We start from the raw sequence: 26,400 nt of genomic DNA, 5'->3' as shown, positions 1-26,400 counted from the left end.
GTGGAAGAAAAATGGGTTGAACACATCAAAACCGTCGTACTGATCTTGCTAATCACCCTCAGCTTCTGTCTCACGGGATTTCTGTGGTTTTACTCGCCCGGATACCAGCAGAAGCCGATTAACAACATGCCACCGCCTGTCTTGACCGATGACAAAACATACAACGAAAAAAAATCCACCCAGTTTGTCGCCCCTTATCAACTGATTGTCAACCTGGGCGGCCGGGCGACATGGTTACATTCCGACAGTGAGGAATACCGCACGTTGGTCGACGGCATCAAAAACGCGGAAATCACCAAATTCGAGGCCGTGAACCAAATCACACCCGAAGAATGGAAGAAGCGCCTGCTTGACGGGCCTTCACTCCAGTTGCAATTCCCCCGCGACATGAATTCAGAGACGGTGGATGCGTTCTTCAAAACGTCGGTCTTGGAGAAATTCTCCCTGCATCAGCCCACCGACGTCAGCCGCATCCTGCTCCATCTAAGCGGCGGTCAGCCCCAACTCTGGCTGATCTCCGATGATGCCAAAACGATCTTGCAAGCGCAATTGCAACTGGATCCGACCCACTTGCAACAAACGATGGAACAAGCCATTCAGCATGCGCAAGTGGAGCTGACACCGGTGGTGGCCAATGGCAAAGCGCCTTGGGATAAAGCGAATGAAAAACAACCATGGTCACGCATCTTTTATCTGCCGACCGCATCAGCCAAGCTTCCGGTGTGGCGTTATAAAACGGAACAGATCAAGATTGATGACATCAAAGAGTATCTGCTGACATCAACCGACGTGGAACCGATCGTCATCCACGATGAAAATCTTTACATGGCCCGGTCCCAACGGCTCGTTTATAATAAGAGGGGTTCATTGCAATACACTGAAGATGTTCCCACTTCTGAATCGACACATCCACTGGTTGAGAACCAGTTGTACGACGTCAACAACTTTGTAAAGCGGCACCGCGGTTGGACAGGCGATTATTTGCTTGATCGTGTGGAACGGGTCAAAGATGAACGGGACACCAACCAGCTCACTTTCCGCCGCATCATTGCAGGCCTGCCCGTATACTGGAACCGGCAAGACGGGCAGATGATCTATCCCGATGTGTTGCAATTCCAAGCGGGGGCCAGCGGTGGAGAAGACGGTATCAAGCAGTACGCTCGGTCAACGGTGTACATGCTCGAGGGTACCCGCGACCGCGAGGCGATGCTCCCCGGGCGGGACGAAGTGCTTCGGCAATTGAGCGAACGCAAACTCGCCTTGACCGCCATCAAACACATCTATCCCGGTTATGAGACAAACCATAACCTGAAAGATAAAACAGTCCAGTTCACCCCTGTATGGGTGGTACTCACCACGGCTGGAGAACAGTTCTTCATCGGTTCGCCAACGTCATAGGGAGGAAATCTCCATGGATTGGAGTCGCGCCAAAACGATTTTGATCATCGCCTTCATCGTCTTAAATCTCTTTTTGGGACTGCAATTAAACCAACTAGTAAAACAGCAGTCCGATTATGTGGAAACGGAAGAGATCTCGCTTGCACAATTAAAACAGATCGCCAAAAAGAGTCGCATCCAGTTTCCGGAAGAGCCGGACAACACACCAACGACACTGGCGGCGTATAAAGCCACCGTCACCCCGATCCGGCTGGCCGGATGGAAGAAAAATGAGCTGAATGGTTACAGCAAAACCTACGCCACTCCCCCCGCCTTCCGCAACGAGCGGGAGCTGAACCGGCTGTTGAGCAGGGAAGTGCCTCGTTTCGGCGATTATGAGCTGATGGAATCCAGCCGAGACAAACGTATCTATATGCAGCATGTCAAAGGAAGACCCATTTTGGATGCAGTGTTGGAAGTGGAGTTGGCGGCTTCCTCGATCAAAGCCATCCATGTGGTGCACTATGACTTGTCTCAATCGCCGACAGCAGAGGAGCTCATGACTTATCCAAGCGCGCTCTACCAGGTGATCACCAATCTGAACACAAAGGGCCCGGCTTCCATCACCAATCCCAAGCTCGGCTACCGTGCCGCCTATGGTGGTTCCAAAGAGGAATACATTCTCGTCCCTTATTGGCGGTTTGAAGTCGGCAACAATTGGATTTACTTAAACGCCACCAAACGCGAAGCCAAAGAAAAAATGGAAATCGTGCCCAAGCAATCTATTGAAAGCAAAGGAAAGACGCCATGAAGTTTAGTGTGTTGGCCAGCGGAAGCACTGGCAATTCCACTTATATTGAATCCGACAGCGTCAGGGTGTTGGTAGACGCAGGATTAAGCGGCAAACAGATTGAACAGCGCTTAGAGCAGATCAATGTGGACCCATCCACCCTGTCCGCCATTTTTGTGACGCATGAGCATATCGACCATGTGCGAGGACTCGGGGTCTTAGCCCGTCGCTATCAGATCCCCATCTATATGAATGAATCTACTTGGCGTCACCTGCCAAGCAGTGTGGGGGATATCCCCGAATCCTTGCAAAATGTCTTGGAAACGGGTGCGGCGCTAGAATTGTCCGATCTGCGCGTCGAATCGTTCGCGATCTCGCATGACGCTGCAGAACCGGTCGCATTCCACATCCAACATGGTGAGGATCTCCTCTCCATCGTTACTGACTTAGGCTATGTAAACCAACGGATCATCGACCGGGTGAGCGGTTCCCATACCATCGTCTGGGAGAGCAACCATGACGTCGAAATGTTGCGCATGGGAACGTATCCGTGGAATGTGAAACGCCGCATTTTAGGCGACACCGGCCATCTTTCCAATGAGGATGCCGGGGTGGCGCTGACCGAGATTCTCAAGGGGATGGGCGAAAACATCTACCTGGCTCATTTGAGCCGGGACAACAACCTAAGTGAGTTGGCCCATCTGACCGTCAAAAACATTCTAGAAGAGACTGGCATGCAGGTAGGGCGTGATGTCCACCTGTGGCCTACGTATGACGACCGCCCCACCCCGCTAAGAGCGGTAAAGGACAAATAAAGGGAGTCCCATCATGTATGGGACTCCCTTTATTCTTCGGTTGGCACCGTGATTTCCCTGTCCAGCCGCGTCGCCAACTCCGCCAACTCATCCGGTTCGATCAACCCTTTATCGACGAGAAGATCGATTAAGGCCGATAAGAGCAAACCCTGTTGGTAAAATGCCAATTTCAGATCAGCCACCTGCGCGCCCAAATCAACTCCAGCAAACCGTTTTAACGTATTGACAGAGGGTCGCTTTCCCTGTTTCATTCTCTCATCTCCTAATCACTTGTATTAGTTATCTTCTATTATTCTCCTCATTTTTCCTATTCTTCAAACTTGTATATGTGTGTCGTTCTCCTTACTCCATTTTGACACAAGCAAAACAATGATTCTCCACATCAACTTCACACACCCACTATAAAATAAATATGTACACAAAAGCCTGGATTCGCCCGTTTCGATCCAACTGTGTCAACAACCTTACGTTTCTTTGAAAACCAAACCACCCCACATAGGGATTTAGTATAATACATTTGAGTTGTTGAAATAATGAGAGCGAATCCACTCCCATACATATGGCCTTAATTCAAGGAGGGAATGCCATGGGTTATTATGATGAACAGCCGGATTACAAACAGCCAAAGCGCTCCGCTAGCCCCATTTTCACTTCGATCGTATCTGCGGTCATCGGGGGATTGATTGTATTGCTGTTAAGCCCATCCTTAACGCGCATGGGGCTTCTTCCGTCCGTGGATGGCAACCTGCCGCAAACCACGGTGGGCAACAAGCAAGTGACCAGCGTCAAGGTGAACTCAGACATCACCAGCGCTGTCAAAAAAGCGGCTCCGGCCGTGGTTGGGGTTATCAACTTAAAACGCTCATTTAATTTCTTTGAAACCGAAGAACTGCAACAGAGTTCCGGATCAGGTATTATTTTTGAGAAGATTGACGGCAAAGCGCGCATTATCACCAATTATCACGTCATCCAAGGCGGTAGCCGCTTTAAGGTGATCATTCCTAACGGCAACGACAAAAACCAAGAAGTCGAAGCGCGGTTATTGGGCGGAGATCAATTGACAGACTTAGCGGTATTGGAAATCAGCGATAAATATGTGACCGCCATCGCCGACTTGGGCAACTCCGACCAACTCACCGCCGGGGAACCTGCTATCGCCATCGGCAACCCGTTGGGACTGGGTCAGTCGGTCACCACCGGTGTCATTAGCTCCCCCAAGCGGGCGTTTAAAGTAGATGAGCAAACTACCACCGATGTCATCCAAACCGATGCTGCCATCAATCCCGGCAACAGCGGCGGCGCCCTGATCAACATCTCAGGCCAAGTGATTGGCATCAACACCCTCAAAATTGCCGAACAAGGGGTAGAAGGACTTGGATTTGCCATCCCCATCAATGACGCGCGCCCGATTGTTGAAAAATTGATCAAATACGGCAAAGTGTCGCGCCCGTACTTAGGAGTACAAATGGTCGATGTCGCCGACCTCACTCAAGAAGCTCGCCAACAGCTCAACCTCCCCAACAACATCACTTCCGGGGTAGCGCTGTATGAGTTAGAGCCTGGCTCCCCTGCAGATCAGGCTGGCATGGAACCGGGAGACGTCATCACCGCCCTCGATGGTCAAACCGTCAAATCGGGTTCGGATATCAGACAATACATGTACACCAAAAAAGCCGTCAATGACAAAATGGAAGTAACCTACTTCCGCGATGGCAAAAAACAAACCACTACGATTACCTTGGGCGAAGCGCCAAGCAACTTGAGATAAAAACGTTCAAGCCCCGTTTTTCACAAACGGGGCTTTTCCTTTTCCCTGTCTTTTGATAAATTTGTGGATATTGTGGATAACCTATGAATAACTACTGTGCGGTAAGGAGTGAAATAACAAATGGCTTCTGCCGAAAAGAAAAAATGGTATGCATGCGACGAGCACGTCGACATTGCACTCGATGAAATTGTGGATATGTATGAACATGCTCCCCTTATGGAACTGATGGACGACGAGCCGAACGATCAAGCAACTTGTTTTTGGTGCGGACAAACTCCCCGTTATGTTTTGCAAATCGCTAACCAAGAGGAGACAGCGGAGGAAGACGCATGAAAATCCAACTCATCACCGTGGGTAAGTTAAAAGAAAAATATTTAAAACAAGCATGCGATGAATATCTAAAAAGACTTACTCCCTATGCCAAAGTGGAAATCGTGGAAGTAAATGAAGAAAAGGCACAAGACCCTGTTCATGAAGCGGAAGTGGCGTTGATCAAGCGCAAAGAAGGTGAGCGCATCTTAAAAGCCTTATCCCCCGACGCCTTCCTCATCGCTTTGGCCATTGAGGGTAAATCCCTCTCTTCTCCAGAGTTCGCCAACAAACTGGAGCGATTGGGCACCTACGGACAAAGCCATGTCGTTTTTGTCATCGGTGGTTCATACGGGATCGCACCAGAGGTGCTAAAACGGGCTGACCTGTTACTGTCTTTTTCAGCCATGACCTTTCCCCATCAGCTGATCCGCATCTTCCTCTTAGAGCAAATCTACCGCGCCTTCAAAATCATCCGCGGCGAAACATACCATAAATGATCAAATGGCAACAAGCGGTCTAAGGCGTCATCTGGTGAATAAGCCAGTAGCTCCAACCCCGTTTTCTCATTGGCTTCACGCGTGACGACGCAAAATAAAAAACACACTGGCTGATGATGACTCCACAAGTCTCATCGCCAGTGTGTTTCTTTTTTCGCCGAACCCAGCGTCTGCTTTATTAAGCGTATACCGGGCGCACTTGGATCGTTTGGTCACGGTCCGGACCGACAGAGAAGATCGCCAGCGGAATCCCTGTCAACTGTGACACCCGTTCTACATAGTGCTGGGCTTCCAAAGGCAAGTCATGGAAGTTGCGCACTCCCGTAATATCCTCTTTCCAACCCGGCAATTCTTCGTAGACCGGCTTGCATTTAGCCAAGATATCGAGATTGGCAGGGTAATTTTCGATGATTTGCCCTTCATATTCATAAGCGGTGCAGATTTTGACCGTGTCGATGCCGGTCAGCACGTCCAGCGAGTTGAGAGACAGACCAGTGATGCCGCTCACACGGCGCGCATGGCGCACTACCACACTGTCAAACCAACCCACGCGGCGTGGGCGGCCGGTGGTGGTACCGTACTCGCGTCCCACTTCTCTGATCTGATCGCCGATTTCATCAAACAGCTCCGTGGGGAATGGGCCGTCACCAACACGGGTGGTGTACGCTTTGGCTACACCCACCACTTGATGAATCTTGGTCGGGCCGACGCCAGAACCGATGCATACCCCACCAGCGACCGGGTTGGACGACGTAACGAAAGGATACGTCCCTTGGTCAATATCCAACATCACGCCTTGGGCCCCTTCAAACAAGACCCGTTTTCCTTGGTCAATGGCATCGTTCAACACCACCGATGTGTCGACGACATAGTCGCGAATCCGATCCGCATAAGCCAAATAAGGCTCATAAATCTCTTCAAAGCTAAATCCTTCTTCCCCATAAAGTCGTTCCAAGATGCGGTTTTTCTCCTCCAGGATGCGCGTCAGCTTCGCCCGGAACAATTCCTTATCCAAGAGATCGTTGATGCGGATTCCCACCCGGGCCGCCTTATCCATATAGGCCGGACCGATCCCTTTACCCGTCGTCCCGATTTTACCGGAGCCCTTGCTCGCTTCTTCAGCTAAATCCAAACGCAAATGATAAGGCATAATCACATGGGCCCGATCAGAAATGCGCAAGTTGTCGGTGACAATCCCATGTTCGTGCAGGTAGTCCAACTCCTTCACCAATGCTTCCGGATTGACTACCATGCCATTACCCAACACGCACACTTTGTCACGATAGAAGATCCCAGACGGAATCATGTGCAGCTTATAGCGAGTTCCGCCAAACACAATGGTGTGGCCTGCGTTGTTCCCGCCTTGGTAACGCGCAACAACCTCCGCTTTCTCTGCCAAGAAATCCGTGATCTTCCCTTTTCCTTCATCTCCCCACTGGGTACCTACAACAACCACCGTGGACATCGTTTGTTCCCCCTCAGCGGTACAATTTCCGAACATCAAATTCAAGCACCGCTTCATTTTACCAATATTACCGCGTCGTTGTCAATAAAATACGAACATTAATCGAAATATTATAAATGATTATTCGTGTATAGCTGGTTGCTTTATATCCAAGCTTAAAAATTTGTTGTAGTTCTTAAGGAAGAGCAATTCCACTTTGCCAACCGGTCCGCTCCGCTGTTTGCCAATGATGAGCTCAGCGATGTTTTTCTTCTCGGAATCCTCATTGTAATAATCATCCCGATATAAAAAGGCTACCACATCGGCATCTTGTTCGATTGAGCCCGATTCCCGCAGGTCCGATAACATCGGCCGTTTGTCTTGCCGCTGTTCCACCGCCCGCGATAACTGCGACAATGCGATGACCGGCACATCGAATTCCCGCGCCATCAATTTCAACGACCGCGAGATTTCGGAAATTTCCTGTTGCCTGCTCTCGCCGCCGCGACCTGAAATCAACTGCAAGTAGTCGATCACGACCAATCCCAAGCCACGTTCCACTTTTAAGCGGCGCAGTTTGGCGCGAATGTCGTACACAGTCACTCCCGGCGAATCGTCAATAAAGATCGGCGCTTCGCTCAATGTACTCATCGCCATTGTTAGCTTTTCCCAATCTTCCTCATTTAAATTCCCCGTTCGAAATGCTTGGGCGTCAATGTTCCCTTCCGATGCCAACATCCGTGACACCAACTGGGAAGCCCCCATCTCCAAACTGAAGATAGCCACGGTCTGTCCACTCCGCACTGCCGCGTTTTGTGCCAAGTTCAACGCAAAAGCCGTTTTTCCCATCGCTGGTCGGGCGGCCAGAATGATCAGCTCCGATCCCTTAAGGCCGGAAGTCATCCGATCCAGATCGACAAATCCGGTAGGAATCCCGCTGATGCCGCCTTTGTTAAAGTGCAACGCTTCAATCTGCTCATAAGACTCCATCAACGCATCTTGAATCGGGATAAACCCACTGCCGCGGATGCGGCGCTGAGATACTTCCAAAATCCGCCGTTCCGCTTCATTGAGCAAGTGATCCAATTCTTCGTTGCCGCCATAACCAGACATTGCGATCTGGGATGCCGTCCTGATGAGTCGGCGCAGCACCGCTTTCTCCTCAACGATCTTGGCGTAATACTCGACATTGGCTGCGGTAGGCACGGCACTGGCCAGTTCGTTGAGATAGGTCACTCCCCCCACTTCTTCCAACAGCTTGCGGTCTTGCAACTCCGCTGTCAGGGTGACCAAATCAACGGGCTCTCCCTGTTCGCCCAATTCATTCATCACTTGAAACAGGCGTTGATGGGACTGGCGATAAAAATCATCTGGCTTTAAGCGCTCATTAACAGAAACCAATACGCCCGGCTCCAGCAAAATGGCACCCAACACAGCTTGTTCAGCTTCGTGATTGTGCGGAGGTAGACGATCAGCAAACAAGTCACTCATCGTTTCTCCCCCTTTGCCCCATAAAAAAGCTCTCCATGCGAGTGGAGGGCTTTAAATCACTTCTTTGATGCAAGGGAAGGCAGACCCGCCATCATCCTAAGGCGAGCCCACTTCCTGGTTCGCGCATGGGTGCAGGATGCGCACCGTTTTATTCTTCCACCACTTGCACCGACAGGGTCGCCGACACTTTGGGGTGCAACTTCACGGGAACTTTGGTCACACCCAATGCGCGAATCGGCTCATCAAGCAGAATCTTTTTCTTGTCGATTTGCAATTGATGTTGCTGTTTCAGCGCTTGGCTGATTTGTTTGGAGGTGATGGAACCGAACACCCGACCACCTTGCCCGGTCTTGGTGGACAATTTCACCGTCAACGAGTCAATGCGCTGGCCCAATTCTTGCGCTTCTTTCAATTCCGCTTCTTTGCGTTTCTCTTCTAAGCGCTTTTGCTCTTTCAACGTGTTCATGTTACCATCAGTGGCGGGAATCGCCAATTTCCGTGGAATCAGAAAGTTACGCGCGTAACCTTCGGAAACTTCTTTGACTTCCCCTTTTTTGCCTGTGCCTTTCACATCTTGTTGTAAAATGACTTTCATTTCTCCGGCCCTCCATCCAAATTCTCTTGCAACACTTGCATTAGGCGCGATTTGACCTCGCCCAATGAACCGTTTTTCAATTGGCAAGCGGCGTTGGTCAAATGCCCTCCGCCCCCCAATTGTTCCATGATGACTTGGACATTAATTTCCCCTTGCGATCTCGCACTGATCGAGATCAACCCGTCACCACGGCGGCCTATCACAAATGAGGCGCGGATGCCTTGCATATTCAACAAGGTGTCGGCCGCTTGCGCAATCAGCAACTGATCATACTCCGTCGTCTCGTCACCCACGGCGACAGCGATGTCTCCGCGCACGACTTCCGTGGACTTGATAATTTCCGCCCGTTTGACGTACTGGCTCAAATCCTCTTTCAACAGCGATTGCACCATCATGAGGTCAGCGCCATGCCTGCGCAAGAAGGACGCCGCCTCAAAGGTGCGCGAACCAGCCCGGAAGGCGAAATTCTTCGTGTCTACCACAATCCCGGCCAATAAGGCCGTCGCTTCCAACGTATCCATGGACAGACGCTGATCTTGATATTGCAACAGCTCCGTCACCAATTCACTAGTAGAAGAGGCATAAGGCTCTAGATACACCAGCACCGGATCTTTCACAAAATCCTCGCCGCGGCGATGGTGGTCAATCACCACGATTTTGCGGGCCCGCTCCAATAAGCGGGCATCCATCGCCAGCGACGGCTTGTGCGTATCGACCAAGATGAGAAGCGTATCCGGATCATCCACCAAGGACAGCGCCCGCTCGGGTTGGATCAACATCTCCCCCAGTTGCGAGTGGCTACGCACAGCGGCTAGCAACCGTTCAATCGAAGCGTTCTCTTCGTCCAGCACGATGTGCGCTTCACAATCATGAATCAAAGCGAACTTGACGACGCCGATGGCCGCCCCCAACGCATCCATGTCCGGCTGCGTGTGGCCCATAACAATCACGCGCTTGCTGTCTTGAATCAAATTGCTCATCGCGTGGGAGATTACCCGGGCACGCACTCGCGTCCGTTTCTCGACCGCGTTGGTCTTGCCGCCAAAGAAAACGGTCTCTTCGCCTTGCTTCACGGCAGCTTGATCCCCACCGCGAGCCAACGCGATATCTAATGCCGCTTGGGCGTTTTGCGTCCTTTCGACCAAGGTGTCCCCGACGCTTGCGATCCCAATACTCAAGGTGATTGGAATCTTATTCTTCCTGGTCATCTCCCTGACCACGTCCAAAATTTCAAAGCGGGATTTCATCAACCGCTCCAGTGATTGTTGCGCCGCTACAAAGAACATTTTATCTGTATCAAGCCGTTTGAGGGTAATGTCATATTCCAATGCCCACTTGGAAATCGTCCCCGCCACATTGGACAGCAACAACGTGGCCTCTTGATCAGTCAAGCCTTGTCCGGCCTCGTCAAAGTTATCCAGATGGATGAACCCGAAAATCGCGCGTTCGTTGTGTAACTTTTGCCGCAAGCTCTCCAGCCGCGTGATGTCTCTAAAAAAATACACTCTCTCTTCGCGCTGATGGGTTACTTCATAGACGCGCCCTTCCAATTCGACCGTGCACGGAACCGCCTCCTGTGCTTCTTTCAATTGCGGAAACACATCAACCACCGGTTCCCCAATCATTCGTTCACATTTCCCCATCATGCCTGCAATGAACGGATTGTGCCACTCAATTCGACCAGACCGGTCATACAACAAGATGCCGACTGGCATCTCATCCATCGCCGTTTGCCCTGCATTCTTGACTCGATGGTTTAGAGTCAGCACATATTCAGTGAAATCATGGCGAAAAGCCCGTTCCGCCTTGTACAAAACCCAGGCCAGCACTACAAAAAGTACGAGGCCCACCAAGCCATAAACCCATTCATATATGGAAAGCAAAGCGATTAAGACCAGGCTAAAACACATGGCAAATATCATATGGTACCCATGCCATCTTTGTATAACAAACTTTGGCATCATTCTATCCCCTCAAACTGTCAACCCTGCATTTCATCTCACTCTTATTTTACCCCAGTTATAGGATAGAGCAACTCCCGCCCCTCTTGATCACACCGCCAAAACTTGGATTTCCGCCAGCTTGCCGGATCTCACTTCTTGGCTAGGCGTCCCCGCAAGTCAATCCCCGTATCAATGAACCCCAACAACATAAACAGCGGAGAAAGCGGAACGGCCAACACCAGCGCGAGCGCGTGGCTCCCCCAGCCGACCCGACCGCGACGGCGTTGCAGAAGAAACAGCGCAAACGAGCAACCCTGCAACACCATCAGGATTTGCATCAAATACAAGAATCCCAGTATCCAATCGCCGCCCACCTCGTTGCCGGACTGCACAAGCGATGCGATCATCAACAACAGGTACGCGGTGAAAAAAATCCGGGGCAAGCGCCATTCATAAAACGGCGGCAAAGATTTCCGGGGAAATCCCGCACGTTCCAACAGGCGGGAAGCCACTAGAAACGTTGCAACCACCGACGGGACGATGAGCATGAACAGCAGGATCGGAAAAGCGACCGACAAAGACAACCCTGCATCCTGCAAAGCAATCCCATTTTTCCCCATAAGGCGCACCGTTTCCGCCCATTGCTGATCCCAAACCGTGGTCAACTGCGAAAACAACTGGAAACCGAGTTGGCCCACCAACAGGATGATCCAAGAACTAACCAACCCAGCTACCAAGCCGCCCAACACTGTATCCGTCCCTGTCGCATCTTCCTTGCGAACCAAATGCCCCATGACGCTACCAGTCAACCAAGCGAACAGGAACAAACAAATAAAAAGGGGAACCGTATAAAAGAGAAGCCAAACAATCAACATGCCGAACGGAATCAGGGTTGTCGACCAAGGCCGCTTAGCCTTGAGCAGGAGGAATGGAAGGGGAAGAAGCCAAAGCGCAACAAACTGAAGAACAGGGATAAATAAAGAAACGAGAAGGAAGAGAAACCCTCCGCAAGCGAGAAGGCCATCCTTCCATCCCCCTTTTGACTGTTGAGACAAACCACTTGTCACCTCTTGTTCACGTATTCTTCCAAAGAAGACAAATCACCGTACCATTGTTCCAATTGATGCCCTTCATGGATATGCTCGCGTAATTTTTGAATTACCGCCTGATCAAGCTCGCGAAACGAAAAACCCATCCGTCTCGCCATGACATACACCGAAATAACCAAACTGGACAAACTATCTATCATCATATGCTGATTGGCATGGAAAATTCCCCGAAATAGGTTGGCAATCTGATCAAGGATTTCGGTTTTTAACCATTCGATCACTTTCACGCTCTTAGCGAATTGCACTCCCCGTTCAGGCCGACTCATATGGTTGCACTCCTTCAAATGTAAACAAGTTTAGGAGATGCTTCCACATCCGTCCAACTTTTTCCTTCTTTTACATACGAAAAACAGGGGCGACGCACACCCCTGTTTGCCGATCAATCGTTGCTATATGGTACCAGAGCCATTTGACGTGCTCTTTTGATTGCGCGGGTCAATTGGCGTTGGTACTTGGAGCTGGTACCCGTTACGCGACGCGGCAGAATTTTACCGCGCTCACTGATGAACTTGCGCAACAAGTCGGTGTCTTTGTAATCGATATAATCGATTTTGTTGACTGTGAAGTAGCAGACCTTGCGGCGCTTGTTTCCACGACGACGAGCCATGAGCAATTGCCTCCTTCCTTATTTAGCAAGTGGTTTAAATGTCAGAAAGGCAGATCATCATCAGAGATGTCAATGGGTTGGCCATCATCAGCAAAGGGATCATCCATCGGTTTGCGGCCAACGTTTTTGTTGTTTCCACCACCGTAGGAGTTGCCGCCAAATGAACCTCCGCCGAAATCGGAAACCGACTCGCTTCGGTTTTTCGGCTCCAAGAAACGGACGTCTTCCGCCACCACATCCGTGGTGTACACCGTGCGCCCTTCTTGGTTTTCATACTTGCCCGTCTGCAAACGGCCATCGACTCCAACCAAAGAGCCTTTTCGCAGGTAGTTGGCACAGTTCTCAGCCAGTCCACGCCACGTGACGATGTTGATAAAGTCTGCTTCTCGTTCCCCTTGCTGGTTCGTGTAATTCCGGTTCACCGCGATGGAAAAGCGTGTGATCGCCACTCCGCTGGCTGTGTAACGCAACTCCGGATCACGGGTGAGCCGTCCGACTAAGATGACCCGATTTAACATTGATCCCCTCTCCCTTGCTAATGATCAACCTTCATCTATATCAATCGATCTTATTTTTCGTCGATGTTGATGATCAGGTGACGCAAAATGTTGTCGTTAATGCGGATCACGTGATCAAGTTCGTCAACAACGCGCGCTTCACCTTTGAATGTGTACACGGTGTACACACCTTCACGATGTTTGTCGATCTCGTAAGCGAGACGGCGTTTGCCCATTTCGTCGATGTTGGTGATTTCGCCGCCGTTTTCCGTAATGGTCGCTTGTACCTTTTCACGGGTCGCTTTTACGGTTTCCTCATCCACATCTGGACGTACGATGAACATGATTTCGTAGTTATGCATCCTCTACACCTCCTTTTGGACTTAAACGGCCCTGCTATGCGACGCAGAGCAAGGAGTAATACGTCTGATACGTAGTACGATTAGTAATTGTAACAGAAAACGAAAAAGAAATCAATGAACCCTCACTGCAAAAAGAGCAAAAAACAGGTAGGGCGAAGAACTCGGGAAAGTGCCAAAATGATTGTGGCAGCTTTCGCTTCTACACGTTAAAGCGGAACGTCATGATGTCCCCGTCTTTGACGACATAATCTTTCCCTTCCAAACGCAATAATCCCTTCTCGCGGGCAACCGCTTGTGATCCACAGGCGATCAGGTCTTCATACGCTGTAACCTCTGCGCGAATGAAGCCGCGTTCAAAGTCGGTGTGGATCACCGCGGCCGCTTGCGGCGCTTTGGTGCCCTCGCGGATGGTCCAAGCCCGCACTTCTTTCTCACCAGCAGTAAAATACGTGATCAAGCCGAGCAACTTGTAGGCGGCCGAGATCAAACGGTCCAAGCCCGACTGCTCCAAGCCGAGCTCTTCTAAAAACATGGCGCGCTCTTCCCCTTCTAGCTCGGCGATTTCCGCTTCCACTTGGGCACTGATCGGCACCACTTCCGCTCCTTCAGCGGCAGCGATTTCCTTCACTACCTGCACATAGGGATTTTCGTCGGGATTGGCGATGTCCTGTTCGCTCACATTGGCCGCATAGAGGACATTTTTCATCGTCAAAAGGTTCAGGCTCTTGATCAGTTTGCGTTCTTCTTCATCCAACGCTACCATACGCGCCGGTTTTCCTTCGGCTAGAACCTGTTGCAATCGCTCCAGGATGGCATGCTCTTGCGCCGCCACTTTGTCCCCGCTCTTTTTCTGCTTTTTCACACGCTCCAACCGTTTTTCAACGGTTTCCAAGTCCGCCAACACCAACTCTAGGCTGATGGTTTCTATATCCGCAGCTGGGTCCACTTTGCCCGCCACATGGGTGATGTTTTCATCTTCAAAGCAACGAACCACATGAATAATGGCGTCCACTTCGCGGATGTGGGAGAGGAATTTATTTCCCAGCCCTTCCCCCCGGCTCGCTCCTTTCACCAAGCCGGCGATGTCCACGAATTGAAAGGATGTGGGAACGGTCCGTTGTGGTTTGATCAATTCCGCCAACCGATCCAATCGCGGATCCGGCACATCGACAACCCCCACATTCGGGTCAATCGTGCAAAACGGGTAGTTGGCCGACTCCGCTCCCGCTTGGGTGATCGCATTAAACAGCGTGGATTTTCCTACGTTAGGTAAACCGACAATTCCAGTAGCTAACGCCATCTTTTGGCTCCTCCTCTAACGTCCGATTCTCACCGAACACCGTACTGATATTCGAATCCTTGTCCATTATAGCGAAAAGTGGGACCGAGTGCCATCAGCGGGAGGACAGAGGATTTGGCCATGCGGATCATTACCTAGTGTACTCTGGACAAAAAAAGCGGCCTCTCTCTCATGAGGCCGCTCATCCTTATTCTGTTGCATCCTGTCCGCCCGCAGGCACCAATACGCGCTTCAATCTCTTTTCAAACCGGCTCCGCGGCAACAAGACGCTGTGGTCGCATCCTGTGCATTTCATGCGGATATCGGCTCCCATACGAATGATTTTCCATGCGTTCGTTCCGCAAGGATGCGCCTTTTTCATTTCCACGACATCGCCAAGACCAAATTGCTTCATTTGCAATTCAGATCACTCTCTCTTCTGTGAATGCTACAATTATAGAAAGCCTCTGGTCAAAATTCAACCAGCTTGTATTTGATTCTTTCCCGCTATTAGCTTCCGCAATTCCTGTTACACGGCCAGACTGATATTTTCTATTATATGCTGTTTTTTAGCGACTGTTGGCTAAACTTTGGTTAACTCTCCGATCGATTTTAATAATCTAGCAACCTATGTATATTTTCCCTCTCAAATCCGTATACTGTTACAGAATTGATTCTCGGAGGGTTGTCCATGAACGAATATGCCTCTGTCCGCCAAGCGCATAAAACAACCTATCCTTTTCGGGTTGAACATACCCATCCTATGGCAGATGAGGAGTTTGCAAATCAACTAGCGTTTGCTTGCCGCTCTTTCGCCCCTTATCATGACATCGTTTGCGTCTGCGTCGGCACCGACCGTTCAACTGGTGACGCGCTGGGCCCTCTGGTTGGAAGTGCTTTGCGCAAAGATCCCCCACCCGGCCTGCTCATATACGGCACACTGGATGACCCGGTGCACGCGCTCAATCTTGAAGAAACCTTGGAGAACATCTCATCCGCCCATCCCCATTCGCTGGTCATTGCAGTGGACGCTTGTCTTGGCCACTTTAAAAGCGTAGGATCCATCCAACTGGGGCTAGGGCCGTTAAAGCCTGGAGCCGGAGTGAACAAATCCTTACCGGAAGTGGGAAACATCCATATCACCGGCATAGTCAACGTATCCGGATTCATGGAATATTTTGTCTTACAAAACACCCGGTTGAGCTTGGTCATGAACATGGCCGAAATCATCTCCACTTCCATTAAAAAAGCCTGTTTAAAGATGCCCACACTCTCGGCGTAATCCAAACGGGTTCCAAACGCTCGGTCAACAAACGCAGGCCGCCTGCTTTTAGCAGACGGCCTGGACTCGTTTACTGAAACAGTACCGACACCCCATGATCAGCCTTCACTTCCCTGACTCTCCCTATGTCAAAAGATCATAGCATCCAATCATGACAGATAACGCTGAATCTCAGCAATGGCCTTTAAAAACGATTCCATCTCGGCTGGGGTGTTGAAATAGCCGGGGCTCACCCGGATGGCCCCCGCCTCCGTACCTAAGCTACGATGCTTCAAAGCGGCGCAATGGAATCCAGCGCGGACAGCGATGTCATAATGTTGGTCCAAGATCATCGCTACCTCTTGACCATCCAAACCGACTAGATTAAAAGAAAAAAGCGGCAACGAAGGCATCTCTTCAGTGGACAGCCGCACCCCATTCAGCCGTTTCAGTCCTTCCCACAACAAACGGGTCAGCTCCATTTCATGCTGATGAATGCGCTCCACACCCGTCCGCAACACAAAGTCCACGCCCGCCCCCAGTCCGGCAAGACCCGGCGTGTTGAGTGTGCCGCTCTCAAAGCCGCCTGGCCAGTCTAGCGGTTGTTCCAGCTCCTCTGAGCGGCTCCCGGTCCCTCCGAACAAAAGCGGATACATGGAAACACCTTCCGCCACATACAGCCCACCCGTGCCTTGCGGCCCATACAATCCTTTATGCCCTGGAAAGGCGAGCATATCAATGGGCCATTCATCAAGCCGGTACGGTAACAAGCCAGCCGTCTGCGAAGCATCCACCAAGTACAATATCCCCTTGCTTCGGGCGTACTGGCCGATCTCCACAACCGGCATCACTTCTCCAGTCACATTGGAACCATGGGTAGTGATGATCATTTTCGTTCGCGGTGATACCGCTTGTTGGATCGCCGTCAGCCAATCTCCTGATTCAGAAGGTTCCACCACGCTGACCCGAACCCCTTTCGTCTGGGCGAGCGCAGTAACCGGGCGGGCGACAGCATTGTGTTCCCATCCGGAAATAATCACATGGTCTTCCGACGAGAGCGTTCCTTGAATCGCTTGGTTAATGGCATGGGTCGCATGAAAACAAAAGAGAAAACGATTGGGGTCCTTCACGCCAAAAAGACGTGCCAGTTTGGCTCTGGTTTTCGTGATGGTCTGCTCCGCCCTGCGCGCCAACTGGTGGCCTCCGCGCCCGGGATTAGCCCCATAGTCCGAAATGGCGGTCTTCGCCGCTTCCGCCACTTCTGGAGGTTTGGGCCAGGTCGAAGCCGCATTGTCCAAATAAATCACTTTCCTCTTCCCCCTGTTTATTCAATCACCCGCTCGCCATTTAACATTTCGATCAAGCGTTCCAACTCCCGTTCGGAGTAGTATTCAATTTCGATTTTCCCCTTTTTCCGTCCATGTTTAATGCGTACTGGGGTGCTAAACACTTGTTGCAACACATCTTCATACCGCTTGATGAATGGATCGGCAGTTTTCTTTTTGCGCTCTTCCTTTTTGGGCATCACTTCGTTTAATTTTTGCACCCATTCTTCCAACTGCCGAACACTTGGCTTCTCTTTGATCACTTTTTCCGCTAACCGTTTCAGCATATCCCGATCTTTTACCCCCAGCAGGGTACGAGCATGTCCCATCGACAATGTTCCACGTGAAACATACTCTTGTACCTCCGCCGGCAATTGCAGCAATCGCAAGAAATTGGCCACATGCGGACGGCTTTTCCCAACTCGTTCTGCCAGTTCCTCTTGCGTAATCCCCAAATGATTCATCAGTTTCTGATAGGCGAAGGCAACTTCGATTGGATTCAAGTCTTCCCGCTGTATGTTTTCAACCAGCGCAATTTCCATCATCTGCTCATCAGTAAAATCTCTTACGACAATGGGAACGGTCTGCAATGCAGCCAGCTTAGCCGCGCGAAAACGACGCTCCCCAGCCACGATTTCATAACCCCGAATGCTCTTGCGGACAACCAAGGGTTGCACAATCCCATGTTGCTTAATCGATTCCATCAATTCCTGCAACGCTGCATCGTCGAAGTTCTTACGAGGTTGATACGGATTGGGGCGCAGCTCAGTGATCTCCGCCTCAGTCACCACATCTTCCTCTTTCACGTCAACTTGCGAAAACAAGGCATCCAATCCTCGGCCCAGACGTTTACTCATTCTGCATCACCACTTCTCTCGCCAATTCATTGTAACATTCTGCCCCTCGCGAACGCGCATCATAGACGATAATCGGTTGCCCATGGCTGGGCGCCTCGCTCAATCGGATGTTGCGCGGAATCACTGTGTTGTACACTTTCGTCTGGAAGTACTTTTTCACTTCTTCCATCACCTGCGAAGACAGGTTGGTACGGGCGTCATACATGGTCAGCAAAACACCTTCAATCTCCAACCCTTTGTTCAAATGCTTTTGCACAATGCGAATCGTATTGAGGAGTTGTCCCAACCCTTCCAACGCATAAAACTCACATTGAATCGGAATCAACACCGATTGGGCGGCACTCAGCGCATTCAGGGTGATAATCCCCAGTGAAGGCGGACAATCGATGAAGATGTAATCAAAACGGTGTTTCACGGTCTGTAACGCGCTTTTCAACCGCTTCTCCCGCGAAATGACTTGCGACAGTTCGATTTCCACCCCGGCCAATTGAATCGTGGCCGGAATCAAAAAAAGATTTTCCAACAAAGTCGGCAGGATGGATTGCTCCGCCGGCGCTTCATCAATTAACACATCATAGATGCAGTGCTTGACATCCCCTTTGTTTATGCCCAGCCCACTTGTTGTGTTCCCTTGCGGGTCAATATCCACAATCAACACTTTCTTCCCTAGTGCCGCAATCGCTGCAGCCAAGTTCACTGACGTGGTTGTTTTGTAGGGTAGACAGACAGCGCCGGTTCCCTTATCCCCGATAAGGGCCGGTTTCTATCAGCCCCCCTCCGAACCGGACGTACACCTTTCGATGTATCCGGCTCTCCAGCTGTCCCTAAGCCGTTCTTCATTCATAAAAGAACACCGACTGAGTGGTTCGTTAAAATAAGAGATCCACCCCGTCTCCCCCTTTACCGCAAGGGTTTGTTTGCTCCCCGATTCGCGCGAACCGTATTTGCGCAACACTTGCCTTACCGATATCTTCTCTTTGCTGGCGATGGTTTTAAGCAGACTGCCATAGTGATAATAACGGAACTTGCCCAACTTGGCCCTCACATCTGCCGCATAGCGGTACGTCTGATATAATCCCTTCATCTCCCCGGCGTACAAGCTCACCAGCTCCGGAACACTAAGGTGGAGCCGTCCTGGATGGCGCGCCGGCTTCCCTTCACGGCGGAAAGGACGCATAAGCTCTTGAATAACCACATGTGGCACCAAGGGAGTAAGTCGCCCCGGCTCTCTGCAATCCGGTGCAAGTTCATATGGGCCAAAACGCATCCGTTGCTTGTCTTGCACATGAACCAGCGTCAAAGGCGCAAACGATTCAAATCGAAGTTCATTTTTCAGACAATCATGCAGGTGATCGCGAAGTGCTTGGGCCATCCGTTTCGATCCTTTGACACCTACAAACAAATATCGGTTCCACCGGATATAATGCATATCTATTGGAGACGATGCTGCTTGAACATATCGCCGCATGCATTGATCCAGAGCATGGAACAGCAACTGGCAAGGAAACGAAAGCCTTTCCCCATCGGCATGAACAACTATTGGTTCGGTGCGCTCGGTCATCTGCCGACGATCGGCATTCAACATACGCCGAATCAGCTCCAACAACCGCCCATCCTCCAGCCGCTCCCGTAACAACTTCAGCAATAAAGCCTGTTGGTTTGGATTCCAACGAATAGGAAGTGCCCCTCCTACCAGCCAATCCACGCCAACAGCTTCACGTATGACCCGCAAAGCGCCTTCTATGGTAGGCATCGGGTAGACACCATGCGAACCATCCCAAAAATGCGGCTCAAAGATCGCGGAAATAAGCTGAGTAACTGCGCCGCGCAACAAGCGATCTTCCCATTTGGGCTGTTGCCCTGGCTTGTCCACCTTGCCAAAGTCATAGGGTGCAAATCGGTAGGTCTCAGTTCTCAATTGATGAATCATTTTTTCTATCATCGCTATGTAAGCCTGTCCGTGCGGCGCCAAATCGGCCTCCGTAACGGATGTTTCCTGCGCCTGCGTGAGCGCATATCGATAGAAATCGGGATTAAACAAATTGCGGTAAAGTCGACGAAAGCGAAAGTGCGGCTGTTCCTTCGCTTTTTGGCTTAGCAATGATAGGATGACCTCGGCTCTTTGCATTACGCATACCTCCGGCACACTATCATTTGGACAACCTGCCCCCCTTCGCCACGTAGCAGGCTTTCCCTACCTCAGACTACTATGGGGGCTCCGTCACCATAGTGAAAACGGCTGGCTTTTCTCTAGGCCCAGCCTCACCTTAGGTGATCTCCGTTTAGAACGATGAGTACAAGGGAGTGACTTAGGTTCCCGTTCGTCTCCTTTACGTATCGTCGATACGCCGAGGAAAGTTAGAGAGTGCCGAAGAGCGCGGGCAATGCTCCCGACAAACTTTCCTGCGCGCTTGCCCATTGGGCTGGCGCACCCCGGATGGTTAAGGCAAGGAAACTGGGTTTCAAGCAGTCTAGCCTTGACCATATCACTCCTTGGTCTTGCGCATCCACTTGACATCAGCCATGCAAGCCTTGCGCGTTACTGACAGGCGATGTTCCCTGATCGGCGTTTCCCCCTCAGGTAAGTCAGTCGACCATCGGGATCTCTCTCTAATCCCGAACTTCCTTTGAAGCGATACTCACCGCCCCTTACGGACGCACGCCCACGCCTCCTTTTTGATTGGCAATTGCAATGATTTTGCCCATTGTTCCACCTCTTCTCCCAAACATCCGCTGGCATGTTCGAGGATTCATCGCCCCGCTTCATGAACCGGGGCATTCCTGCCTGTCGTTGTAGCGAGGTTGGAGCAAACCAAAGGGGGCCGCATGCCGCTATTCCCCATCACCCTTTAACCGTTCAAGCTCTCCATTCTCAGGCAATCCCGTTTCCTCATGACTAATCCCCTAGTCTTGCAGGCAAGGGAATGAAACTATGAAACTTCAGCCTGATTAAGCAGGCGGGGATGGGCAAACGCCTTATCTCGAAAACAAACCAATCTTTCCTATTCAAGGCGTTTCAACCCAGGCAAGCGACGCCGCTTCCACTCCATGCCGTTCTTCTCTTCATGCGGGGCGGAACCGGGATCGAATCCCCTTTTCCCGCTTACAACAACGTTTCAAAGCTCTTGTAAAGAAAAAGAGGCGACCGCCTCCACAGACGTCTTGGCGAAACCATCCTGTCCAACCGTCTTTGAAGCTTTGTTGCCTCGCTTTTCATTCTTTTCTCCCTTTATTTTAATAATAGTCAAGTGAGAACGAAAGGAAAAAATAATGAAATCGTTTTAATCCCCCTGTTTCGGAATGCGGATGATTACCTCATAAAACTCATCATGCTCCTGTTCATCCGCCTGCACCAGCAAGCCGCTCTGCTTCACCATATCCACCGATTGCCGAATCGTATTGATGGCGATGCGTAAATCGCGGGACACTGACTTGCGCCGGCTTTTCTTCGTTTTCTCCGTGGAAGCCAGCAGTTTGCTGATTCGCTCTTCTGTCTGTTTCACATTCAAATCGTGTTCAATGATATCCGCCAACACCTGCAATTGCAGCGCCTCATCTTTCAGGGACAAGAGCGCCCGGGCATGCCGCTCGGTGATGGATCGCTTGAGCAAGGCCATTTGCACCTCTTTAGGCAAATGCAACAGCCGCAATTTGTTCGCAATCGTTGATTGTCCTTTACCCAAGCGCTGTGCTAAACTTTCTTGTGTCAACTGATTCAATTCCAACAATCGTTGATACGCATGTGCTTCTTCGATTGCCGTTAGATTTTCCCGTTGCAAATTCTCAATCAAGGCAGCTGACGCCGCTTGGTTGTCAGTCATATTGCGAATGATCGCTGGGACGGTTTCCATGCCTAGCTTTCTAACTGCCCGCAGGCGCCGTTCACCCGCAATCAGTTCATAACCCCCGTGCCCGTTCCGTCGCACAACTATCGGCTGAATAACGCCATGCGAACGAATGGACTGGCACAATTCATCAATCCGATCTTCTTGGAAGACCGTTCGAGGTTGATACGGGCTTGGCTCAATGATTTCCACTGAAATGTGCTTCACTTGGTCCAGGCTTTTGTCCCCTTTATCCACCAAACCGAATAGTCGTGTGAACGGTTGTTTCATTGACACAGACACCACCTTACGGTTATCTCGAAGTAGCCCGATCTATTAATACCATTCGCTGGCAGTCATATCACACCCTGCCCGCTAGCCATTTCTCAAAAAATGTTCAGGAAATGTTCCACGTGAAACATGTCCAACCCTTCTGGTGACAAATGGTTTCATTGCATGGATAGCGCGCAAATCTGTGTGATATTCTTGTCAGTTTTTTGGCTGTTGCATAAATTGCACATCTTTGTAGATATTGGTCTGATTCTGTTGACCCTTCGCCTTCACAATTGATAGAATCGTGGGAAGAAGGGCATTTCATTCACTTGAGGAGGATATCTGAAAATGAGTGTACCTGTATACATAGGGAATGACCAAGGGTACTATGGCACCAAAGTCGTCACACGTGCCAACGGCAAATTCTATAAGATGTTTATTCGGAACATGGTCGTTCCGAACCGCGTCGGGGAGATCACTTATAACAATGATCCACATAACATTATGTATCGTGAACGTGAAGGTGACCGTGAATGGTTCTGCGGTAAGCTGGCCATTGAACAAGCCGGCGATGATGAACTGTTCGACTCCCATAAGCGTCGGTTATTCAGCCCTACTTGGTTCCGTGAGCAAGAATATCAGATCATGTTCCGCGTGAGCACAGGATTGATGTTGCAAGGAAGCACGGAACCGGTAGTATCCGTCGCCCTGCCGACTGATAGCTATATTGATTATAAAGATGAGCTGAAACGCCGTCTCATCGGTAAACATACCTTTGAAGTGAAACAAGGCAACCTGCCATGGCGCCGGATTGAGTTTGAAATCAAGCGTGAAAATCTCTTCGTGATCAGCCAGCCGATGGCCACCCTCTTCCACATCGCATTGGATCGGGACGGCAAACTGTTGAATGAGGATCTGTTCATTCAAAAAGTGAGCATCAACGATTTAGGATTTGGTACTTCGGACATTGAAACGTTGCACGGAGAAACCATCATCAAACGTCAAAGCTTCACCTCCCGCCATGCAATGCTCAATGTGTATGAATTGTTGGCGAAACGCTTGCTGGACTTCACTCGCCAAGCTGATCCAGATTCCAACGGAAAAGAATACCCCATCTGGAGTTTGCCTCGCGTCGTGCGTTCCGGCGAGATCAGCTTCAAAGGAAAAGTGCATGACGTTAGCGCGATCGTCCAAGAATGCATCAAAGAAGTAGGCGAAGCGTTGGTCAACGAAGTTTGGAACCGTCTCGACTACGGGGATGACATCACCTACATCATCCTAACCGGTGGGGCTTCCATTCCGTTTAAACCGTTTTACCGTGAACGCTTCGGGGACAAGCTGATCTTCGCTGAAGATTACGGCATTGAAGCCCAATTCGCCAATGGCTTCGGGCTATGCAAGTTTGCCCAATCCAAAGCTCGTGCAGTACCAACCAAAGACATGCTGGAAGCGGCAGCCACGATTCATCAAGAATTCCATGTACCTGACTCCTTCGCGGAAGCGGCTGCAGTCACCGAGAAAAAAGGCAGCAAATCGGTAAAAAAATGATACAATACACAACCCCCAAGGAAACCCTTGGGGGAATGCTTTTAAAACCCATTTTTATAAAATAACCCTAGCGATTGCTTGAAAAAAAAGCGATAATAAAAACAGAAGAACTTGTCAGAGCGTAGGGATTCACCACCTGGCTACGAAAAAGGAGGGGGAGAAATGACACAACATGAATCCCAGTACGACTTGATCATCATCGGCACGGAACCTTCCGATCACGAAAGCGTCCGAAAATTGCAAGAGAGCGGAAAAACGGCTTACTACATTCAATTGACTCCCAACATGATTACCACCCTGGTAAGCCAATCGTTAACAAATAGGGAGTCAAGTGACGAACCCTCCTCTGCTAGCGAACATGCAGATGCGGATCTCAAATTGACATTGCACCAAACCACCTTACATACACCCACTGGGGAAACAACCACGCACACCATCCATGTCGCTAGGGGCGAGGTGAAACAAGAAGAAGAGGAGATATCCATCTCTTATTCTGAGGAAACGGCTTACCAGGAATCGGCGCATTACCAGACCCACCCCTTAGAGGAAGATGCGGAACAGGCCGATGAGGAATGGGAAGTGCTGGAAGCGCAAGAAGTTGAATACGCTAGTCCATATAGCTTTTTTCAAGAAACCCCGCCCGCTTCAACTCGCAAAAAAGGATTGCGACGAAAAAATCGGATTCCCTTCCAAGCGGAACAAGAAGAGAAAGAAGAACACGCGGTTTATCCGGTGGAGCGGATCGCCTTGGAAGATGACGAACCGGAGCAAGAACAGGAAGCCTTCTCTTATTCGCCTTGGGGGGAACCTTCTTCTATGCCCAACTTGTTCACACCCTTGGCTTTTGAACCGGATTCCGCCCAACAACCTGACAATGACGAATCAAAAGAAGAGGAACCGATCCAACCTATTTATCGCGAACGGGACTTGAAACTACGGAAACGCCTTGCAGCTAACAAACGTATCCAATACATGGATCATGACGGGCAAGAACAGCAAGACAATGGGCAGCAAGCCAACCACCAACCCATGGGCCCATTTTCATTTGAATCGCAGGCTCCCATGCATCACTCACCTTTCCGTGAATCATCCTCTTATCGGGAATCAGTCTCTTACCAAGAGTCTTCCTCTTTCCAAGAGGCCGCTCAAGGGATTCAATATGAAGCGGAAGATACGCAATCGCAACCATTGGAGCCATTTTCCTCTCGCAGGCGGAACCGCCAGAAAAAAGCCCGCTTCCAGCAGAAAATCGAGTCGCTCGTGGACCATCGGGCCAACAAAGCCCCCATACAACAAAACACGGCGTCTTTTTGGGAAGAGCAACCACAACAACAAACCAATCATCAGTCTCCTTTTTTCGCCTTTGAGGACGGTCCATTATTTGAAAACACACAACCAACCATGCAACCATTCAGCCGTGACTCTTCTCAAGACGAAGAGCCGGAAATGGATGCCAGCCTGAAACGGGATGATATTGAATTTGAAGATGCCTATGGCGGCTACAACTCTTGGGAAGAATTCTTAACCCCCCATTCCGAAAACAGCCGCAAACGGCAAGAAATGGACAAAATAGAAAAAAGGAAGCTCGCTTTGCGCGGCCTCCACAGTTTGATTAACAATTTAGGGTAATGCGAAAAGCCGAATGCGCACTCCACCATCATTGAGTCATTCGGCTTTATTTTTTTCTCGCAGGTTTGTCATACCAACGGCTGTTTTGTCGGTGTCCCCGCTTTGCGCGGATACGCCTTGGGCGTGTGATCCCTTTTCTGCATAATGATGAGATTGCGCGTCCCCATCGCTTCAGGAAGAACCAGTTCTTTGCGTTGGCATGTGGTTTTACCCAGCACATGCAATGCCCGCTTCGCCTCTTTCATCTCCTCTTCTGCCGACGGCCCTTTCATTGACACAAACGTTCCGCCCACTTTCACAAACGGTAAACAGTACTCCGCCAACACATTGAGGCGGGCGACTGCCCTGGCAGTGGCCATGTCATAAGCCTCTCGGAACCCTTTTTGTTTGGCCATCTCTTCCGCCCGGCCATGCACGCAAGTGACATGATCCAGCTCCAATAGATCCGCCACTTCCTGCAAGAACCCCACCCTTTTCTTCAATGAATCCAACAACGTCAGTTTTAGTTCTGGAAAAGCGATTTTTAGCGGAATCCCTGGGAATCCGGCTCCGGTACCTACATCGATCAACGAAGTCACTTGGCTTACGTCCACCACTTGCGCCAAGGTGAGCGAATCATAAAAGTGCTTCACATACACCTCCCGCACATCCGTGATGGAGGTGAGATTCATCACTTCATTGATTTTGATCAAATGCTCATAATACAGCGCAAACTGCTGCAGCTGGCGCTCCGACAACAAAAGGCCCCACGGCGCAACCTGTTCTCGGAGCCATTCGCCTAGCTCACGCATAAACGC

At 50.4% G+C, this 26,400-nt stretch carries 27 protein-coding genes; 9 read left to right on the top strand and 18 right to left on the bottom strand.

Annotated features, from left to right (window positions below; genetic code table 11):
* From QQZ12_RS11315 to QQZ12_RS11305, 3 genes are read left to right on the top strand one after another with little or no spacing between them, the layout of a single operon-like run.
* Nucleotides 1-1,398, top strand: a complete 1,398-nt coding sequence (locus QQZ12_RS11315; protein ID WP_284724455.1) for a YycH family regulatory protein — start codon at nucleotides 1-3, stop codon at nucleotides 1,396-1,398.
* A gap of 13 nt (nucleotides 1,399-1,411) precedes the next feature.
* On the top strand, nucleotides 1,412-2,188 hold the full coding sequence (gene yycI, locus QQZ12_RS11310; RefSeq protein ID WP_102993696.1) for a two-component system regulatory protein YycI: 777 nt from the start codon (nucleotides 1,412-1,414) through the stop codon (nucleotides 2,186-2,188).
* On the top strand, nucleotides 2,185-2,982 hold the full coding sequence (locus QQZ12_RS11305) for an MBL fold metallo-hydrolase (RefSeq protein WP_102993697.1): 798 nt from the start codon (nucleotides 2,185-2,187) through the stop codon (nucleotides 2,980-2,982). Before yycI ends, QQZ12_RS11305 begins: the two co-directional genes overlap by 4 nt.
* A gap of 29 nt (nucleotides 2,983-3,011) precedes the next feature.
* On the opposite strand, the gene QQZ12_RS11300 is transcribed toward QQZ12_RS11305, so the two are convergent.
* On the bottom strand, nucleotides 3,012-3,233 hold the full coding sequence (locus QQZ12_RS11300) for a hypothetical protein (protein ID WP_022737311.1): 222 nt from the start codon (nucleotides 3,231-3,233) through the stop codon (nucleotides 3,012-3,014).
* Between the two features lie 335 nt (nucleotides 3,234-3,568).
* On the opposite strand from QQZ12_RS11300, the gene QQZ12_RS11295 reads away from it, so the two are divergent.
* The 3 genes from QQZ12_RS11295 to rlmH all read left to right on the top strand — a co-directional run bounded on the left by QQZ12_RS11295 (nucleotide 3,569) and on the right by rlmH (nucleotide 5,559).
* Nucleotides 3,569-4,750, top strand: coding sequence for a S1C family serine protease (locus QQZ12_RS11295; RefSeq protein ID WP_284724454.1), 1,182 nt, complete (start codon nucleotides 3,569-3,571; stop codon nucleotides 4,748-4,750).
* A gap of 120 nt (nucleotides 4,751-4,870) precedes the next feature.
* On the top strand, nucleotides 4,871-5,083 hold the full coding sequence (locus tag QQZ12_RS11290) for a CxxH/CxxC protein (RefSeq protein ID WP_284724453.1): 213 nt from the start codon (nucleotides 4,871-4,873) through the stop codon (nucleotides 5,081-5,083).
* Entirely contained in the window at nucleotides 5,080-5,559 is a 480-nt protein-coding gene (gene rlmH / locus QQZ12_RS11285) for a 23S rRNA (pseudouridine(1915)-N(3))-methyltransferase RlmH (protein WP_284724452.1), read from the top strand. The genes QQZ12_RS11290 and rlmH overlap by 4 nt, the downstream gene beginning before the upstream one ends.
* A 178-nt stretch (nucleotides 5,560-5,737) precedes the next feature.
* Here rlmH and QQZ12_RS11280 read toward each other — a convergent pair whose 3' ends face one another.
* The 11 genes from QQZ12_RS11280 to QQZ12_RS11230 all read right to left on the bottom strand — a co-directional run bounded on the left by QQZ12_RS11280 (nucleotide 5,738) and on the right by QQZ12_RS11230 (nucleotide 15,307).
* The gene (locus tag QQZ12_RS11280; protein WP_284724451.1) at nucleotides 5,738-7,024 is read right to left on the bottom strand and encodes an adenylosuccinate synthase; all 1,287 of its coding nucleotides are present in this window, start codon (nucleotides 7,022-7,024) and stop codon (nucleotides 5,738-5,740) included.
* 120 nt (nucleotides 7,025-7,144) lie between these two features.
* Nucleotides 7,145-8,494, bottom strand: a complete 1,350-nt coding sequence (dnaB, locus tag QQZ12_RS11275; protein ID WP_102993702.1) for a replicative DNA helicase — start codon at nucleotides 8,492-8,494, stop codon at nucleotides 7,145-7,147.
* A 148-nt stretch (nucleotides 8,495-8,642) separates the two neighbouring features.
* Nucleotides 8,643-9,089 (bottom strand): 50S ribosomal protein L9, encoded by a 447-nt coding sequence (rplI, locus tag QQZ12_RS11270; protein ID WP_102993703.1) that lies wholly within the window; start codon nucleotides 9,087-9,089, stop codon nucleotides 8,643-8,645.
* The gene (locus QQZ12_RS11265; RefSeq protein WP_102993704.1) at nucleotides 9,086-11,050 is read right to left on the bottom strand and encodes a DHH family phosphoesterase; all 1,965 of its coding nucleotides are present in this window, start codon (nucleotides 11,048-11,050) and stop codon (nucleotides 9,086-9,088) included. The genes rplI and QQZ12_RS11265 overlap by 4 nt, the downstream gene beginning before the upstream one ends.
* Before the next feature lie 131 nt (nucleotides 11,051-11,181).
* Nucleotides 11,182-12,087, bottom strand: coding sequence for a DUF2232 domain-containing protein (locus QQZ12_RS11260; protein ID WP_284724450.1), 906 nt, complete (start codon nucleotides 12,085-12,087; stop codon nucleotides 11,182-11,184).
* A gap of 8 nt (nucleotides 12,088-12,095) precedes the next feature.
* On the bottom strand, nucleotides 12,096-12,407 hold the full coding sequence (locus tag QQZ12_RS11255) for a MazG-like family protein (RefSeq protein WP_022737302.1): 312 nt from the start codon (nucleotides 12,405-12,407) through the stop codon (nucleotides 12,096-12,098).
* Nucleotides 12,408-12,520: 113 nt separating this feature from the next.
* Nucleotides 12,521-12,748, bottom strand: a complete 228-nt coding sequence (gene rpsR, locus QQZ12_RS11250) for a 30S ribosomal protein S18 (protein ID WP_022737301.1) — start codon at nucleotides 12,746-12,748, stop codon at nucleotides 12,521-12,523.
* 41 nt (nucleotides 12,749-12,789) lie between these two features.
* A complete protein-coding gene (ssb, locus tag QQZ12_RS11245; protein ID WP_022737300.1) occupies nucleotides 12,790-13,266 on the bottom strand; it encodes a single-stranded DNA-binding protein in 477 nt (158 codons plus the stop codon).
* Between the two features lie 50 nt (nucleotides 13,267-13,316).
* Nucleotides 13,317-13,607: a 30S ribosomal protein S6 gene (gene rpsF / locus QQZ12_RS11240; RefSeq protein WP_102993707.1), complete on the bottom strand. Its 291-nt coding sequence runs from the start codon at nucleotides 13,605-13,607 to the stop codon at nucleotides 13,317-13,319.
* A 199-nt stretch (nucleotides 13,608-13,806) separates the two neighbouring features.
* Nucleotides 13,807-14,907: a redox-regulated ATPase YchF gene (ychF, locus tag QQZ12_RS11235; protein WP_102993708.1), complete on the bottom strand. Its 1,101-nt coding sequence runs from the start codon at nucleotides 14,905-14,907 to the stop codon at nucleotides 13,807-13,809.
* Between the two features lie 187 nt (nucleotides 14,908-15,094).
* Nucleotides 15,095-15,307, bottom strand: a complete 213-nt coding sequence (locus QQZ12_RS11230) for a DUF951 domain-containing protein (protein ID WP_102993709.1) — start codon at nucleotides 15,305-15,307, stop codon at nucleotides 15,095-15,097.
* Between the two features lie 270 nt (nucleotides 15,308-15,577).
* On the opposite strand from QQZ12_RS11230, the gene yyaC reads away from it, so the two are divergent.
* Nucleotides 15,578-16,168, top strand: coding sequence for a spore protease YyaC (gene yyaC / locus QQZ12_RS11225; protein ID WP_102993710.1), 591 nt, complete (start codon nucleotides 15,578-15,580; stop codon nucleotides 16,166-16,168).
* Between the two features lie 149 nt (nucleotides 16,169-16,317).
* Here the strand turns inward: yyaC and QQZ12_RS11220 are convergent, their stop codons facing one another.
* The 5 genes from QQZ12_RS11220 to noc all read right to left on the bottom strand — a co-directional run bounded on the left by QQZ12_RS11220 (nucleotide 16,318) and on the right by noc (nucleotide 22,444).
* On the bottom strand, nucleotides 16,318-17,454 hold the full coding sequence (locus QQZ12_RS11220) for an aminotransferase class V-fold PLP-dependent enzyme (protein WP_102993711.1): 1,137 nt from the start codon (nucleotides 17,452-17,454) through the stop codon (nucleotides 16,318-16,320).
* 17 nt (nucleotides 17,455-17,471) lie between these two features.
* Nucleotides 17,472-18,329, bottom strand: coding sequence for a ParB/RepB/Spo0J family partition protein (locus QQZ12_RS11215; RefSeq protein WP_022737294.1), 858 nt, complete (start codon nucleotides 18,327-18,329; stop codon nucleotides 17,472-17,474).
* Nucleotides 18,322-19,080, bottom strand: a complete 759-nt coding sequence (locus QQZ12_RS11210; protein ID WP_102993712.1) for a ParA family protein — start codon at nucleotides 19,078-19,080, stop codon at nucleotides 18,322-18,324. The genes QQZ12_RS11215 and QQZ12_RS11210 overlap by 8 nt, the downstream gene beginning before the upstream one ends.
* A gap of 15 nt (nucleotides 19,081-19,095) precedes the next feature.
* Nucleotides 19,096-20,457: a group II intron reverse transcriptase/maturase gene (locus tag QQZ12_RS11205; protein ID WP_284724449.1), complete on the bottom strand. Its 1,362-nt coding sequence runs from the start codon at nucleotides 20,455-20,457 to the stop codon at nucleotides 19,096-19,098.
* A gap of 1,153 nt (nucleotides 20,458-21,610) precedes the next feature.
* The gene (gene noc, locus QQZ12_RS11200; RefSeq protein WP_189318930.1) at nucleotides 21,611-22,444 is read right to left on the bottom strand and encodes a nucleoid occlusion protein; all 834 of its coding nucleotides are present in this window, start codon (nucleotides 22,442-22,444) and stop codon (nucleotides 21,611-21,613) included.
* 330 nt (nucleotides 22,445-22,774) lie between these two features.
* Between noc and QQZ12_RS11195 the strand changes: the two genes are divergently transcribed.
* Nucleotides 22,775-23,974, top strand: coding sequence for a ParM/StbA family protein (locus QQZ12_RS11195; protein WP_102993715.1), 1,200 nt, complete (start codon nucleotides 22,775-22,777; stop codon nucleotides 23,972-23,974).
* Nucleotides 23,975-24,136: 162 nt separating this feature from the next.
* The gene (locus tag QQZ12_RS11190; protein ID WP_102993716.1) at nucleotides 24,137-25,603 is read left to right on the top strand and encodes a hypothetical protein; all 1,467 of its coding nucleotides are present in this window, start codon (nucleotides 24,137-24,139) and stop codon (nucleotides 25,601-25,603) included.
* A 68-nt stretch (nucleotides 25,604-25,671) separates the two neighbouring features.
* On the opposite strand, the gene rsmG is transcribed toward QQZ12_RS11190, so the two are convergent.
* On the bottom strand, nucleotides 25,672-26,394 hold the full coding sequence (rsmG, locus tag QQZ12_RS11185; protein WP_102993717.1) for a 16S rRNA (guanine(527)-N(7))-methyltransferase RsmG: 723 nt from the start codon (nucleotides 26,392-26,394) through the stop codon (nucleotides 25,672-25,674).
* Nucleotides 26,395-26,400: the final 6 nt, after the last annotated feature.

The sequence above is a fragment of the Laceyella tengchongensis genome (assembly GCF_900182735.1).
In the GTDB taxonomy this organism is placed as follows: domain Bacteria; phylum Bacillota; class Bacilli; order Thermoactinomycetales; family Thermoactinomycetaceae; genus Laceyella; species Laceyella tengchongensis.
This window is presented reverse-complemented; position numbering and strand designations above follow the sequence as displayed.